13 protein-coding genes are annotated in these 12,802 nt (G+C 66.1%); all 13 read left to right on the forward strand.

The window, feature by feature from the left end; translation table 11 throughout:
• Nucleotides 1-841, forward strand: an 841-nt coding sequence (locus AC3XYG_RS15205; RefSeq protein ID WP_489140683.1) for a hypothetical protein, incomplete at its 5' end; no start/stop codon positions are given.
• A gap of 28 nt (nt 842-869) precedes the next feature.
• Nucleotides 870-1,817, forward strand: coding sequence for a thioredoxin domain-containing protein (locus tag AC3XYG_RS15210; RefSeq protein WP_489140684.1), 948 nt, complete (start codon nt 870-872; stop codon nt 1,815-1,817).
• A gap of 31 nt (nt 1,818-1,848) precedes the next feature.
• On the forward strand, nt 1,849-2,556 hold the full coding sequence (locus AC3XYG_RS15215; RefSeq protein ID WP_489140685.1) for a hypothetical protein: 708 nt from the start codon (nt 1,849-1,851) through the stop codon (nt 2,554-2,556).
• The gene (locus AC3XYG_RS15220) at nt 2,553-2,813 is read left to right on the forward strand and encodes a hypothetical protein (protein WP_489140686.1); all 261 of its coding nucleotides are present in this window, start codon (nt 2,553-2,555) and stop codon (nt 2,811-2,813) included. The genes AC3XYG_RS15215 and AC3XYG_RS15220 overlap by 4 nt, the downstream gene beginning before the upstream one ends.
• A complete protein-coding gene (locus AC3XYG_RS15225) occupies nt 2,794-5,568 on the forward strand; it encodes a nucleotidyl transferase AbiEii/AbiGii toxin family protein (protein ID WP_489140687.1) in 2,775 nt (924 codons plus the stop codon). The genes AC3XYG_RS15220 and AC3XYG_RS15225 overlap by 20 nt, the downstream gene beginning before the upstream one ends.
• A gap of 26 nt (nt 5,569-5,594) precedes the next feature.
• Nucleotides 5,595-7,745: a type I DNA topoisomerase gene (gene topA / locus AC3XYG_RS15230; protein ID WP_489140688.1), complete on the forward strand. Its 2,151-nt coding sequence runs from the start codon at nt 5,595-5,597 to the stop codon at nt 7,743-7,745.
• Nucleotides 7,745-9,109, forward strand: a complete 1,365-nt coding sequence (locus tag AC3XYG_RS15235) for a secretion/conjugation apparatus DotM-related subunit (protein ID WP_489140689.1) — start codon at nt 7,745-7,747, stop codon at nt 9,107-9,109. The genes topA and AC3XYG_RS15235 overlap by 1 nt, the downstream gene beginning before the upstream one ends.
• Nucleotides 9,106-9,372: a DUF1192 family protein gene (locus tag AC3XYG_RS15240; RefSeq protein ID WP_489140690.1), complete on the forward strand. Its 267-nt coding sequence runs from the start codon at nt 9,106-9,108 to the stop codon at nt 9,370-9,372. The genes AC3XYG_RS15235 and AC3XYG_RS15240 overlap by 4 nt, the downstream gene beginning before the upstream one ends.
• Nucleotides 9,369-9,839 (forward strand): hypothetical protein, encoded by a 471-nt coding sequence (locus AC3XYG_RS15245; protein ID WP_489140691.1) that lies wholly within the window; start codon nt 9,369-9,371, stop codon nt 9,837-9,839. The genes AC3XYG_RS15240 and AC3XYG_RS15245 overlap by 4 nt, the downstream gene beginning before the upstream one ends.
• A complete protein-coding gene (locus AC3XYG_RS15250) occupies nt 9,836-10,417 on the forward strand; it encodes a hypothetical protein (protein WP_489140692.1) in 582 nt (193 codons plus the stop codon). Before AC3XYG_RS15245 ends, AC3XYG_RS15250 begins: the two co-directional genes overlap by 4 nt.
• Nucleotides 10,418-10,428: 11 nt before the next feature.
• Entirely contained in the window at nt 10,429-10,764 is a 336-nt protein-coding gene (locus tag AC3XYG_RS15255; RefSeq protein ID WP_489140693.1) for a hypothetical protein, read from the forward strand.
• A 3-nt stretch (nt 10,765-10,767) separates the two neighbouring features.
• Nucleotides 10,768-12,489, forward strand: coding sequence for a type IV secretory system conjugative DNA transfer family protein (locus tag AC3XYG_RS15260; protein ID WP_489140694.1), 1,722 nt, complete (start codon nt 10,768-10,770; stop codon nt 12,487-12,489).
• A 78-nt stretch (nt 12,490-12,567) separates the two neighbouring features.
• A partial coding sequence (locus tag AC3XYG_RS15265; protein WP_489140695.1) for a hypothetical protein occupies nt 12,568-12,802 on the forward strand: 235 nt, incomplete at its 3' end.

Consider the following 12,802-nt stretch of genomic DNA (forward strand, 5'->3'; position numbering starts at 1 on the left):
CACCAACACCATGTCGGGGAATCGGGCATCCGACCCGATGCTGCAATACGAATCCCTCGGACGCGCCATGTTCGGCGTGCTGTCCGCGCTGGCAAGCGCCGAGCTTCTGACGTCTCTCGGCGCCAACCTGCCCTTCGTCGGCGGCGCCGTTGATACCGTGGATGGCTTCCTCGAGCGGATGATCGAGATCGTCGGGATCGCCGGCATCGCCCTGACGGTGGTGCTGCCGGTCATCCCGATCCTCTACTACGTCGGGGCGATCATCGGGTGGCTGGCCCTGGTGGTCGAGTGCATGTTCTCGATGCCGGTGCTGCTCATCAGCTTCTTCTCGCCGGCTCGCGGCGGCACCTGGATCGACAGCGCGCTGCCCGGCGCTAAGACGTTGTTCGGCCTGCTGCTGCGGCCATTCCTCATCATCGCCGGCCTGGTCGTCATGATGGCTGCGATCCGGATCGTCGCGCCCTTCGTCGACAAGGTGTTTGCCTCGATCTTCGTGTTCGCCAATCCGAACGGCGGGTTCTTCGGCATCGTGTTTTTCGGGGTGCTGTCGGTCTTCTACTGCATCGCCTGCTTCTCGGTCGTCCTGGTGGCGTGCCGGTTCATATCGGGGCTGGGCGACAGCGTGATGGGCCTGATCGGCGGCTACGTCAGCAGCCTGGCACGCGACCACCTCTCCGACCACGTCGTCATGCCCGTCAACCCCGCCGGCGCCCTCGGGCGTGGCGCGACGGCACTGCCCATCAACCCCGGGCGCATGGGTCGCGGCGTGGGCGGCGATGGCCGCGCCGCGATCGGCAAGCTGCTCCGCGGCCGCGGTGTCGGCAGCGGTTCGGCCCCGTGATCCGGCTTTCAGATTGGAGATTGTGACGATGACGAATTCCCAGGGCCGCGGCAGAGACCATTCAGCCGGTCGCGCGATTCAGGATCTGCGGCGTGAGTCACGGCGGCTCGGCCGAATGGCCCAGCAGTTGGAAATGGCGGCGGAAGCCCGCCCCGCACGGGGGCTGGGCCGCGGTGACGGCGTCCGCCTGGCGCAGACCAGCATTTGGGCTGTGACGGTCCTGGCCGCCGTCGCGCTCGCAACTCACTCTTGGCCCGGCATCCTCAGCATGGCCCCCAGGGCCATCGCCACCCCGACGCCGGCGGCCGAGGCAGCCTCGGCGCGCCCCCCGGTAGACGACGGCGGCGACGGCCCCTCGCTTGCCGCCGCGGGCGTGCCGGTCGCACCGGCGCTGAGCTGGCCTGGCATATCCACGCCGCCGCAGGCGGTACCGGCGCAGCAGGCGGCCAGTCCGATCCAGCCCGCACGGGCGGTCCCGGCCGTGGCGCCGACCGGTGCGAAGCCAACGGCGGACGAGATGCTCGCCCTCGGAAGCGTCATGACCGGCGTCCGCCCAGCTTCAGCGGGTCCCGGCACCCACCCAACGGGCGTTGTGTTCTTCGATCCGCGATGCCCGTACTGCCATGCCGCCTGGAAGGATCTGGCGGGCAGCAACCTCGACCTGCTGTGGCTCCCTGTGCCGGCGCTCGGCAAGGAGGACCCAGGGAGTTCCAAGGTCGCCGCCGTGCTGGGAAATGCCGCCGGCGGCAGGGATGTCCTGTTCAATGCCTTCGGCGACGCACCGGTGTCCGCGACAATGACGGCCGAGCTGCAGGCGAAGGCCGACGAGAACACCGCCGGCTTCCTCACCCTCGCCCGGGGCTGGCCGCAGGAAATCGAGGGCGTGCCCGCATTCGCGATCCGCGGCGCCGACGGCCAGGTCCACATCGGCAGTGGCTGGCCCCCGCCTCCCGGCTTGATAGCTGACAGCCACTAGCTCAGCCAACGCGCAGTCGCGAGGACGGACGATGCAACACCCCCCTGGATCCCATGTCGATGTGACGGGCCTCGTCACCGACATCAAGGAATACGCGAAGTCGACCGAGATCATGGTCGCGTCTCTGAGACCAGACGGTCACTACGGCTACAACAATGTGGTCGTCGTCGGTGATGATGGGCGAGCGGCCGCGTCAAAATTGCTCGCCGACCAGACAGTCAGAATTTCGGGACGGCTTGGCGACTTCGAAAATGACCATGAGGCGCATCAGGATGGCGACACGATTTTCGCGGAAACGATTGAGCTGGTTGATCGTGCGGAGATGCATCATAACGACGTGCGCCTCACCGGCCGGGTCCATTGCCTGCAAGCCAAGAACAAGGCGTTCGGTGTTGCCGTCGCTGCTCTGGATCCAGGGGGCTCCGAGCGCTATTACAATGCGTTTACGAAGGACCCTGCGATCGGAGAATTGCTCTCGGAGATGAAGAGCGGTGATCTGGTGACGCTTGCTGGGGTGATTTCGGAGCAGCAGCGCCAATTTCTTTCGCCCGGAAACACTCCTGACCCCGACGACCCTGACGAGTTGGTCGAATATCGCAGCGTGAGCATCGCGATTTCCAACGTGGCGGAGCATGAGCTGATGGCCCGGCCAGCTCCGCTCCCGATCGAGGCACCGAAACCGGAGCCGGAGCCGTCATTCGCGAACCGGTTCGCCGGGCTGTTCCGCCGTTCCCGATGACACTGCATTACGAACTGACGACCCCTCCGGTGGTCCATATGGAGTACAATGGCGTGATGGTGCGACTGACGGACTATCCGCAGCTGCGATTCATCGCTTGGAGCCGGCGTCCCGACGGGGAGATCACGGAAGAGGATGCGCTTGCCCTCTACGAGAAGCACTGGGACATGGTCGACCAGGCGGCTCTCGGTGACGACGAGAAGGCGCTGATCGACCGCTTGGCACGCGAGGTGGGCCATGGCTTCCTCGACGTTTGAGCGTCCGCACCACCGGCACATTGCGAAGCTGCTCGGGTCGCTGAACGTCGACCTGCTGACCCGGGCGGAAGCGTATTTCGGGGGCGGGACCGCGATCGCGCTGTCCCTCGGTGAATTCCGCGAGTCCCGGGACGTCGATTTCCTCGTGTCCTCGACGGAGGGCTATCGCCTCCTGCGCGAGGCTGTCACCAACGAAACGTTGGGCGAGATCCTGCGCGAACCGGTCAAGCAGCTCCGTGCCGTCCGAATGGACCGGTATTCGATCCGGACGGCCCTGGAGATCGAGGGCGAACCGATCCGGATCGAATTCGTCTCCGAGGGCGAGCTCGGGATTTCTGGTGCGTTCAGCCCGGAGCTCGGCGTCCCGACCCTCTCCCGCGACGACATGTACGCGACCAAGCTGCTGGCCAACGCCAATCGGGCCCTGGACAAATCTGTCCTCAGTCGCGACATCATCGACCTCGCGGCGATGATCGACAGTTGGGGCGACATTCCGGAGCGGGTCTGGGATAGGACCATCGCCCGATTCGGCACCAGCGTCGAGCGCGGGTTCCATGACGCGCTCCGCACGATTGCCGACCCCCGATATTTGGCCAACTGCCTCGACCAGATGAAGATGGATCCAAGTTGGCTGGATCGGATTCCGAGCATCTTGTCGACGGTGACACCGCCGGGCTCAAAACGGGCTCCGCTGCGGCAGACGGGCAACGTCGATCCGACCCTAGCCGCGATCTCAACGCTTAAGGCTGAGCTGGACGCCCTGCGCCCCATCGCGCCGGGCGCGCTGAGGGCGGTCGAAGCTTGGCAGACGGTCGAGCTGACCTACACGTCGAATGCCATCGAGGGGAACACGCTCACGCGGGCGGAGACGGCCCTCATTGTCGACAAGGGTCTGACCGTCGGCCGGGGCCGGACCCTGCGCGAGCACCTCGAGGTGACCAATCACGTTGCAGCCCTCGGGTATGTCCGCGAGCTGGCCTCGAACCGAGCGCCGCTGACCGAACGTGACATACGGCAGATCCATGCGCTGGTGATGGCCGGCGTGGATGACATGCACCCAGGCCAATACAGCCCGCACCAGCGCCAGATCGCCGGCTCGGATATCCGCCTGCCCGCGCCGAGCGAAATCGCACCGCTGATGGCCGACCTGGTGGCCTGGCTGGCGGCCCAGGCGCCGACGCCGGACACGGCGATCGAGGCCCACGCCCGCCTCGCCGAAATCCACCCTTTCAGCGATGGCAATGGTCGGACCAGCCGTCTGCTGATGAACCTGGTGCTGATGCGAGGCGGATATCCGCCGGCGGTGATCGAACCTGCCGATCGGCTCGACTACATCGAGGCGCTGGAGGCACGGCGCGGCCCCACGCCTGAGCTCTATCGCGAAACCATGCTCGGCGCCGTCGAGCAAAGCCTGGCCCGCTATCTCGATATGGTGAGCCCGGCGCCGGAACTGCGTGCGGATCACACGAGCCGCATGTCAGCCGGGGAGCCACCGATGGGCGGCGGCACCCTTTCAGCCATGTACAATCCACGACGCTTGGAGAGTGCCTCTCGAACCGATCCGTCAATTCAGATCGAAAGGTTCGAGCAGATGTCGCCGCCGATCGCAGCGAACGAAGAGGGCCTCTTAACAGCAAGGCGCTCTGATGGGACGGATCAATCTATCGAGCCCATTCTACAGCAGATCGAAGAGATGGTCAGGTCGTCCATGGCCGAACTCGCCGACGATGGCAAATGGCCGGCGTTTGATCTGATGGAGCAAGCGTTGGGCCGGTTGCAATCGCTGCTGCCCCAACCAGAGGATGTGAGGAGAAATATCGCGCTTGGGACAGAGCCCGACGCGCTAAGCAAGCTCAGCCTTAATATTGACGAAGGAATCTCCACCATGATGCGGGGAGAGCCGGAGAATTTCGTCCGATGGGGCGCCTTGGCGATTCCCCGCATGCGCGAGGTCTGGCCAACTCCTGTGCCCGCATCGACGCCTACAACTGTTTCGTCTTTCTCAAACCAGAAGACCATGGAGAGTGCCTCTCGAACCGATCCGTCAACTCAGATCGAAAGGTTCGAAGACATGAAGCCGCAATCTGCAGCCCAGGAAGGCTATCGCCCGGGCGCCTATGCCGCGATCACCGGCGAGGTGGTCCGGACCCACGAATTCGAGAAACTGACCACGGTCACTGTCAAATCGGAATTGCCTGACGGGCACGCGCGCTACAACAGCGTCATGCTCTTCGACGCGGCCGCACGCCGCGCGGCACAGAGCCTTGAGGCGGGCGCGGTCGTCACACTCGATGCTCGCGTCAGCGAGAATGTCTTCGAGAAGGAGGGTCGCGAGACCTACCGGACCGACGTCATTGCCAACCGGGTGGACCGCGTCGATCCGAGTACGCCGCACCAGGCCAATATCACGGTGACCGGAGAACTGCGCCGCGGCATGCAGTCGACCGACAAGGTCACGATGGGCAGCCTGGTGTCGGAGGGACGTGACGGTGAGCCTCGCTATCACACGATCAAGGCCTTCGATGCTGACACCCGCAGCGCCTTGGAATATCCGCAGATCGGCGACCGCCTGACCCTGTCCGGCACGATCGGTCAGAACTCCTACGAGAAGAATGGCGAAAAGGTCTACACGACCGACATGGTGATCGATCGCGTGGTCGACCACACGCCAGCCCCTCGCCCGGCGCCGGCGCCCCTACCCTCGCCGGGAAACGAGCACCACCAGGAGCATAAGCCGACCAATCGGCCGCACTGACAGGTTCACATAACGGAGCCTGTCGAATGCGACTGGTGATCGTGGAAAGTCCCGGCAAGGTCGGGAAGATCCGCGACTACCTCGGCGCTGGCCATGACGTCATGGCCAGCGTCGGGCATGTTCGCGATCTGCCGTCCAAGGGAGATATCGGTGTCGAGCCGCCGAGGTTTCAGCCGCGCTATGTCGCGACGGAACGCGGCGCGGACGTCGTCGCGCGGCTGAAGCGGGCTGTCGCCCGGGCCGATGAGGTGTATCTGGCGACCGACCCCGACCGTGAGGGCGAGGCCATCGCCTGGCACCTGCAGCAGGCGCTCGGGCTTTCGAAGCCGAAGCGGGTCAAGTTCAACGAGATCAGCGCCTTCGCGGTCCGCGAGGCGATGGCGCATCCGCGCGTGATCGATGTGAAGCTCGTCGCGGCACAGGAGGCGCGGCGCGTCCTGGACCGTCTCGTTGGCTGGATGGTGAGCCCGGAGCTATCGCGGCAGGGTGGTGCGGGCCTCAGCGCCGGCAGGGTCCAGAGCCCGGCGGTCCGCCTCGTGGTCGAGCGCGAGCGCGCGATCGAGACATTCGTGGTCACACGGCATTTTGGGGTCGAGGTGTCGTTCGCCGATGGCGACGATACGACCTGGACGGCGACCTGGCGCCTGAAACCTCACCTGTCCCTGGGCCAGGACTACTGGATGGACCGTGGCTTCGCCGAGCGCGTCTGCCGGTTGCGCGGCTTCAGCGTCGAGACCTTCTCGGAAAAGGAGGAGCCGGCGGCGCCGCCGGCACCGTTCACGACCTCGACCCTGCAGCAGGCGGCCTCGACTCGGCTGAAGCTGCGGCCGAAGGCCGTCATGGAGGCGGCGCAGCGCCTGTATGAGCAGGGCGCCATCACCTATCACCGCACGGACAATCCCAACCTCTCGGACGACGCCGTCGCTGCGATCTGGGACCAGGCACGGACCATGGGCCTCGATCCCGCCCCGCGGCCGCGGCGGTGGAAGGCCAAGGACGGCGCCCAGGAGGCGCACGAGGCGGTCCGGCCAACACATTTCGGTGTGGGCGAGGCTGGAGAAACCGACGCCGAGTGGCGGCTTTACCGCCTGATCTGGGAACGCGCCATGTCGAGCCAGCTGGCGGACGCACGCTACATGGTGCGCAAGGCCGTGCTGTTCGCGGCCGAGCCGCTCGACCAGGCGGCGATCCGCTTCGACGCTGCGGGCCGGCGGCGTGTGTTCGCAGGCTGGGAAGCTCTCGCCGGCGCCGCAGACGACGACCTGGACGCGGACGTCGATGATGACGGGGAGAAGGCGTCGAACCCTGTTCCAGAGCTCCAGCCCGGCCAGATCCTCGGCGCCGCTGGCGGCCGGGTGATCGAGAAGAAAACCAAGCCACCGCCTCGCTTCACCGAAGCGAGCTTGGTGAGGGCCCTGGAGGCCGAGGGGATCGGCCGACCAGCCACCTACGCCGCGATCATGGAGACCATCACGCAGCGGGAATATGTCAGCGTCGATGGCAAGCGCCAGCTGCGTCCGACGCCGAAGGGCGTCATGGTGATTGACGCTCTGTGCGGCCGGTTCGCGTTCGTCGATATTCGGTTCACCCGGGCGATGGAGAACGAGCTCGACGCGATTGCCGAGGGGCGGACCTCGTACCTTCTGGTCGTCTCCCGTCTGCACCAGCAGCTGGTGGACGAGATCGCGGCCAGCGGTTGCGCCATCCAGCGCGCACCCAGCGCGGCGATGATCGAACGGGCGCGGGCCGCTGCACGGCAGCTGGGCATCGCGCTGCCGGAGGCCATCATCACCTCCTTCGGCGCCTGCCGGGACTGGCTCGACGCCCATGTCGGGTCCGGTCCGTCGGATACCCAGGTTCAGCTCGCACGCAAGCTCGCCGACCAGCTCGGCGAGGTGATCGACCCGACGACGCTCGGTGATCGCCGAGCCCTGTCGACATGGATCGATGCCGCTGTGAAGCGCGCCGATCGGAAGGCGAAGGCGCGGCTCTCGGAAGAGCCCGCGTCTGAGAAGCAGATCGCGGTGCTGAAGGTCGCGATCGACAAGGGCCAGCTCGCCATGCCGAAGGGCTGGCCCGTTCTCGACAAGCTCACGGCCTCGGGCCTGATCGACAAGCTGATGGCAGGGTCGAAGGGCAAGACCGGCGGCCGCCGCGGCGCCGCAAGGAGATCCTGATGGAAAAGAGGCGGAAGGGGTTCCTGCAAACACCCCAAGGGCTCGGCCTGGTGTTCGCCGGGATGGTGTACTTCCTGTTGTCGATGTTGTGGTTCAGCCGGCCCGACGTAATCGGCGGCGCCTTCCACCGGCTCCGGATGATTGAAAGCATCGGGACCTGGTCCCTGTGGAGCGGCGGCTGGGACCAGGTCTTCGCAGATGCCGGGAAGTATCGCCCCACCATGTCGGACATGGCCGCGGCGTCGCTCCCCTTCGGCTTGATCTTCACGGTGCTGACGGGCGTGTTCGCCGCGATCGCCTTGGTCCGCGTGAACATGGACCATATCAACAGCCTGGTCGCCTCGAGAAAGCCGAAGCGCTGGCGCCAGGTGATGGAGGCCCAGAGTCACCGGCACCCCGCGAACCGATTCTTCCTCGACTACAACCTCGCCTCGATGCCGTTGGACAAGGGGCCGGCCCGGCTGCCGGAGAAGGCCCTGGAGCTCCTTGAGCGCACCGGGTCGACCGCAGAACTGCTGGACGCGCCGATCGGCACCACGGCTCCCGGAATGCACGCCGGGCCCGATATCCTGCTGCGCACCGAGCGTGTTGGCGAGGTCCTGTGCGAAGCTCTCGGCCAACCCAACCCCTTCCTCGGGACCGGAGACATCGCTGAAGCGGTGGCCGCCCTGCCCTGGCCGGCGGCCATCCTGATCCGAACCGGCCTGGAGCGCATTGCCGCGCGCGATGCCGACGGCTCGGCCGAGGATTTCAGCACTGCCGTTGCAGCCGTAGCCCATCGGATGGATGACGTCTGGCGTCGGCTCAACGCCCTGAAGGCCAAGCGCGGGCCGGGGCTCGTCATCGGACTCGACGGCGTCACCGATGAGCAGCGCGACGCCGAACGGCGTCGGATCGCGATCGCTTTGAAGTTGCGGCCGGACGCCGTCGTCACCCTGGCCGACGTGGCCGGCGCCGCGGATCTCGCGCGGGACGATCGGGCTTGGCTCGGCGAGCATCTCGCGCCCGGAGGCGCGCATGCGCGCCTGGTCGCCCTACTGCGGCGCAATCACTATCTCTCCGGTTGCCTGGCGACGGTCCTGACCGAGACACGCACCGCAGGGATCTTTCCGCCTGAATCGTTCCGGTGGCTTCGGTTCAACGACTATCCGCTCTGGTGCTTCCTCCGCACCGTCGGGGCGCCGGCCTGTACGCCGATCGCCGCCGGCGCGCACGCCCATTGGTTGGCCGAGTGCCAGGCCGCTCGCCCCCTGTCGGAGCCGCACTTCACGGAGGCCTTCAGGGCACTTCGTCAGGAAGCCAGGAAGTACCTGACCGGGGAGGCCCTGCGCCGCCTCCGCACCCAGCTGGAGGCTGGTCGATGAGGCGCTATGCGCACCTGGGGCTGATGGCTGCAGCCCTGCTGCTGACCGGCCCCTCTAACGCCATGGCCGCCGGCCCATCCTACGTTCCCGATCGGACGGCCGTGCGCCCCTATGAGGCACCGCCTCCTCCCGAGGATCTCGATCGCCTCGAGATGCGGGAGCTCGACGCCCGCGTCGCCGCAATCAAGGCCCGTGTCGATCGGGTCGAGGCTATTTGGGCGGCGCGCCAAAGAAGCAAGCAGACCGGAGACGACCCGAAATGATGGCCGATGCTGCCTCTCTCCGCACTGTTCGGCGTGTCGTCGAGGCCTGCGGTCTCGGCTTCGCCGTGTGCCTGGCAGTGATGGCGAGCTATCCGACCTTGGTGCAGGTCTCGTTCTGGAGCGCGATCCAGGGTTCCGCGTTCCCCGGCAGGCCGCAGGTCTGGATCACGGTCGCGTCGACCACCGCGTCGTCCGCGATGCTGGCGGGAATCGTCGGTTTTGCCCGGGCCCGGCGCGCGCCGGCGGCGTCCATGGTCACCCTCTGGCGCGCCTGCAGCACGCTCGCGTTGGGACTGCAGATCGGCGGCGTCCTGTTCATAGTTTCGTCCCTGGCTTTGAACGCAGGGGACCCGCACCTCGGAGGCGCCGACTGGTGGCTCGGCCTGGGGGCCATGCTGGCATCCGGGACGATCGCCGTCATCCTCGGCCAAGGAATCCGTCACATTGCAAGGAGGGTCGTTCGATGACGGCCGATATCAGCGCGCTGCTGATCAACCTCGCGACGGCATTTCCGTTCGCGACAAAGCTGGTCACTGTCCTCATCGCCATCGTCGGGCTGATGATCGTCGGCCGCGGCATCGGTGACTTCTACGCGATGGCCATCGCGCCGGGCCGACGTGAGACGACGCCGCTCGGCGCCCTCGGGAAGCTCCTGATCGGCGGCGCGATGGTGTCGATGCCGTTCCTGCTCTGGAAATCGGGCAACACCTTCGTCCTCGGCGGGACGGGCGAGACCACGATCTTCTCGTATCGCCCGCCCCAACAGGGTGGCGGTGTCAGCGCCTACTGCGAGGGCATCAACTCGGTGGTGGTGCTGTTCTTTTTCTTCATCGGCGTTTACGCGATCTTCAAAGGATTCCTGCTGCTCTACCAGGTGGCGAGCGGGTTCAAGCGTCACGTCACACAAGAGGTGGCGACGTTCTTGATCGCCGGCACAGTGTCCTTTTTCATTGTCGATGCGGGGAATGTCGTGGGCAACACCCTTGGGCTGAAGATCGGCTTCGAGAATATCTGCCAGATGCTTGACGGGCCGAATTCGCCATGAGCATCGGCGGGATGTTTCGCTTCCTCAGCCCGATCCGGAAGCCAGGGGAAGCCGGAGAGCTTCTGCGCGCGGCGTGGCACAGCACCAAGACAGTGGCGCACCAGCCCGACCCACCGGTGCTCGACGGCCGGGAGCCCAGCCGGCTCCTGTCGGAGCTGCGCCGCACTGTGATGCTCGGCGTGGCCTGTGTCGGCGTGACCGGTGCCGGCACCGTCATCCTCATCGTCGCCGGCGGGGATCCACTGCAGATCGCAGCCGGGCTGGCCTTCACCGGCATGTTCGCCGTCATGGGGTTCAGCGCGTCTCGGCGCGCCCGGCGGATCGCCGCCTGGTCGGAACGGGAGTAGGTCATGGCGAACCCGAAGACCCACTACGAAGGGATCGAGCGCCATCAGGAAATCCGGCATGCGAGCCGGATCGAGGACGTTCGCAGCATCCCGCGCAAGCTGGCCGACCTGACGGACAGCGCCGACGGCACGTTCAAGATGTTCGCCCTGCTGACGGGCGTGAGCCTGGTGTTCTGTTGGCTGCCGGGCGTGCCCGAGCTGATCCTGCTGTTCTGCGCAATCCCGCTCTATCTCGGCTACTATCGCCGCGGTTTCTACCGTCGCCGGTTGTGGGATATGCCGTTCCGGGTGCCGGCCTGGATCGGCGCCGGTGGCCGCGAGTTCCTGGATCGGACCACCGGCAAAGCCGGTGACGGCGAGATTTACATCGGCCGGGAATTCAATTCGGGGCGGGAGGTCTGGGCCAGCGGCAAGGACATGACCACCCATGGTGGCATGATCGGCACCACCGGATCCGGCAAGAGCGAGGCCCTCTTTGGCTTCGTCCACAATGCCCTGATGCTGGGCTCCGGCGCGATTCTGATTGACGGCAAAGCCCACCACAAGACACGGGATTCTCTGTTCCGGATCGCTCGGGCCATGGGCCGGGACGAGGATTTCCTGGTGATGAATTTCATCAAGGGCGGCCGCGACCGCGACGTGGTCGACGACATCAAGACCTCGCACACCTTCAATCCGGTCGCCGTCGGATCCTCGGACATGAAATCGGAGCTGCTGGCCGGCCTGCTGGCCGACACCGGGTCCGGGGACGGATCCTGGCAAGAGCGTGCCATCTCCTTCGTTCAGGGCGTGACGCTGAGCCTCGCCCTTCTCACCAAGGAGGGCCTGGTCATCTCCAATCCCGAGCTGTTCGCCCGGTTCGTCAACCTGGCCAGGCTGGAGAACTTGGTGCATTTCGGCGTGTTCGTGGATATCCGCGGCAACCTGGTCGACCTGCGAAACGAAACGATCAACGGCCGCTTCGTCCGGGACAGCGGGTTCGCTGCGCTCTTCGCCAAGATGAAGGCGCACTATTTCGGGCTGATCGAATTCTCGCTAAACAGCCTCCCCGCTTACACAGAGACGCGGCCGCGTGTGCCGCACATGCTCCCCGAGATCGATCCGGTGGTCTGGATCGCATTCAAGCGGTCCTGGCGTGGGCCTGGCCCAGGCCCGAACGGTGAGGCCGAGATCACCTATCCCCGCGCGGCGAGCGGCCGAGAGGCCGATCCGCCGGCGGACGGGCCGGTGACCAAGCGCGAGGAAGCGCTCAACCAGCATGGCTATCTCGAATCCCAACTGGTGCCGGCGATCGCCACCCTGACCTTCGGGTATCGCGAGATCTACAATGACGAGATCGGCGAGGTCGACTTCCGCGACGTCATCCTGAACCGCCGGCTGCTGGTGGTGCTGCTGCCGTCCCTCGAGCGCAACGAAAAGGGGTCCGAGATGCTCGGTCGCCTAGCGGTCGCAGCCATCAAGGGGGCGCTGGCCCAGTTCCTCGACACGCCGATGGAAGGGTCCCGGCGGCAGATCATCGAAGCCGCCGCCGAGAACGCGCGCACGCCGTTCTTCATCATTCTGGACGAGTACGGCTACTATCTGGTGCGGGGCTTCGCGAAGGCCTTCGCCCAGGCCCGCGTCTTCCTGGTTTCACTGCTCTTCGGCGTGCAGACCTATGATGACCTGCTCGCCTCCGACAAGGTGGAAGGCGAGCGGACCTGGGGCAATGCCAACATCAAATAGGCGGGACGCACGACCAGCGGTTACGATTCCGAGACCTATCGCAAGCTCGCCGGCGCCGGCGGCCGCGCCCAGGTCCAGGTGATCCAGGATGCGGAATACAACCCGGGCGACATCGGCGCACCTGAGCTGTCGCGCACCAGCCGGATGGAAGAGCGCGAGCGGATCAGCGTCGATGACCTGAACAAGCAGAAGGACGGCGAGTTCACCCTGATCGTCGGCGCCGCCGCGGCCCGGACGCGCATCCAGCGGGAGCGGCGCCTCGAGGCGAGCCACGATGCTGAGATCCGACGCCAGCTCGATATCATCGACGGCA

This window comes from Inquilinus sp. (assembly GCF_057815775.1).

Coding starts and splice junctions, on each gene's coding strand:
- AC3XYG_RS15210 (WP_489140684.1), top strand. CDS start 870: ATGACGAATTCCCAGGGCCGCGGCAGAGACCATTCAGCCGGTCGCGCG.
- AC3XYG_RS15215 (WP_489140685.1), top strand. CDS start 1,849: ATGCAACACCCCCCTGGATCCCATGTCGATGTGACGGGCCTCGTCACC.
- AC3XYG_RS15220 (WP_489140686.1), top strand. CDS start 2,553: ATGACACTGCATTACGAACTGACGACCCCTCCGGTGGTCCATATGGAG.
- AC3XYG_RS15225 (WP_489140687.1), top strand. CDS start 2,794: ATGGCTTCCTCGACGTTTGAGCGTCCGCACCACCGGCACATTGCGAAG.
- topA (WP_489140688.1), top strand. CDS start 5,595: ATGCGACTGGTGATCGTGGAAAGTCCCGGCAAGGTCGGGAAGATCCGC.
- AC3XYG_RS15235 (WP_489140689.1), top strand. CDS start 7,745: ATGGAAAAGAGGCGGAAGGGGTTCCTGCAAACACCCCAAGGGCTCGGC.
- AC3XYG_RS15240 (WP_489140690.1), top strand. CDS start 9,106: ATGAGGCGCTATGCGCACCTGGGGCTGATGGCTGCAGCCCTGCTGCTG.
- AC3XYG_RS15245 (WP_489140691.1), top strand. CDS start 9,369: ATGATGGCCGATGCTGCCTCTCTCCGCACTGTTCGGCGTGTCGTCGAG.
- AC3XYG_RS15250 (WP_489140692.1), top strand. CDS start 9,836: ATGACGGCCGATATCAGCGCGCTGCTGATCAACCTCGCGACGGCATTT.
- AC3XYG_RS15255 (WP_489140693.1), top strand. CDS start 10,429: ATGTTTCGCTTCCTCAGCCCGATCCGGAAGCCAGGGGAAGCCGGAGAG.
- AC3XYG_RS15260 (WP_489140694.1), top strand. CDS start 10,768: ATGGCGAACCCGAAGACCCACTACGAAGGGATCGAGCGCCATCAGGAA.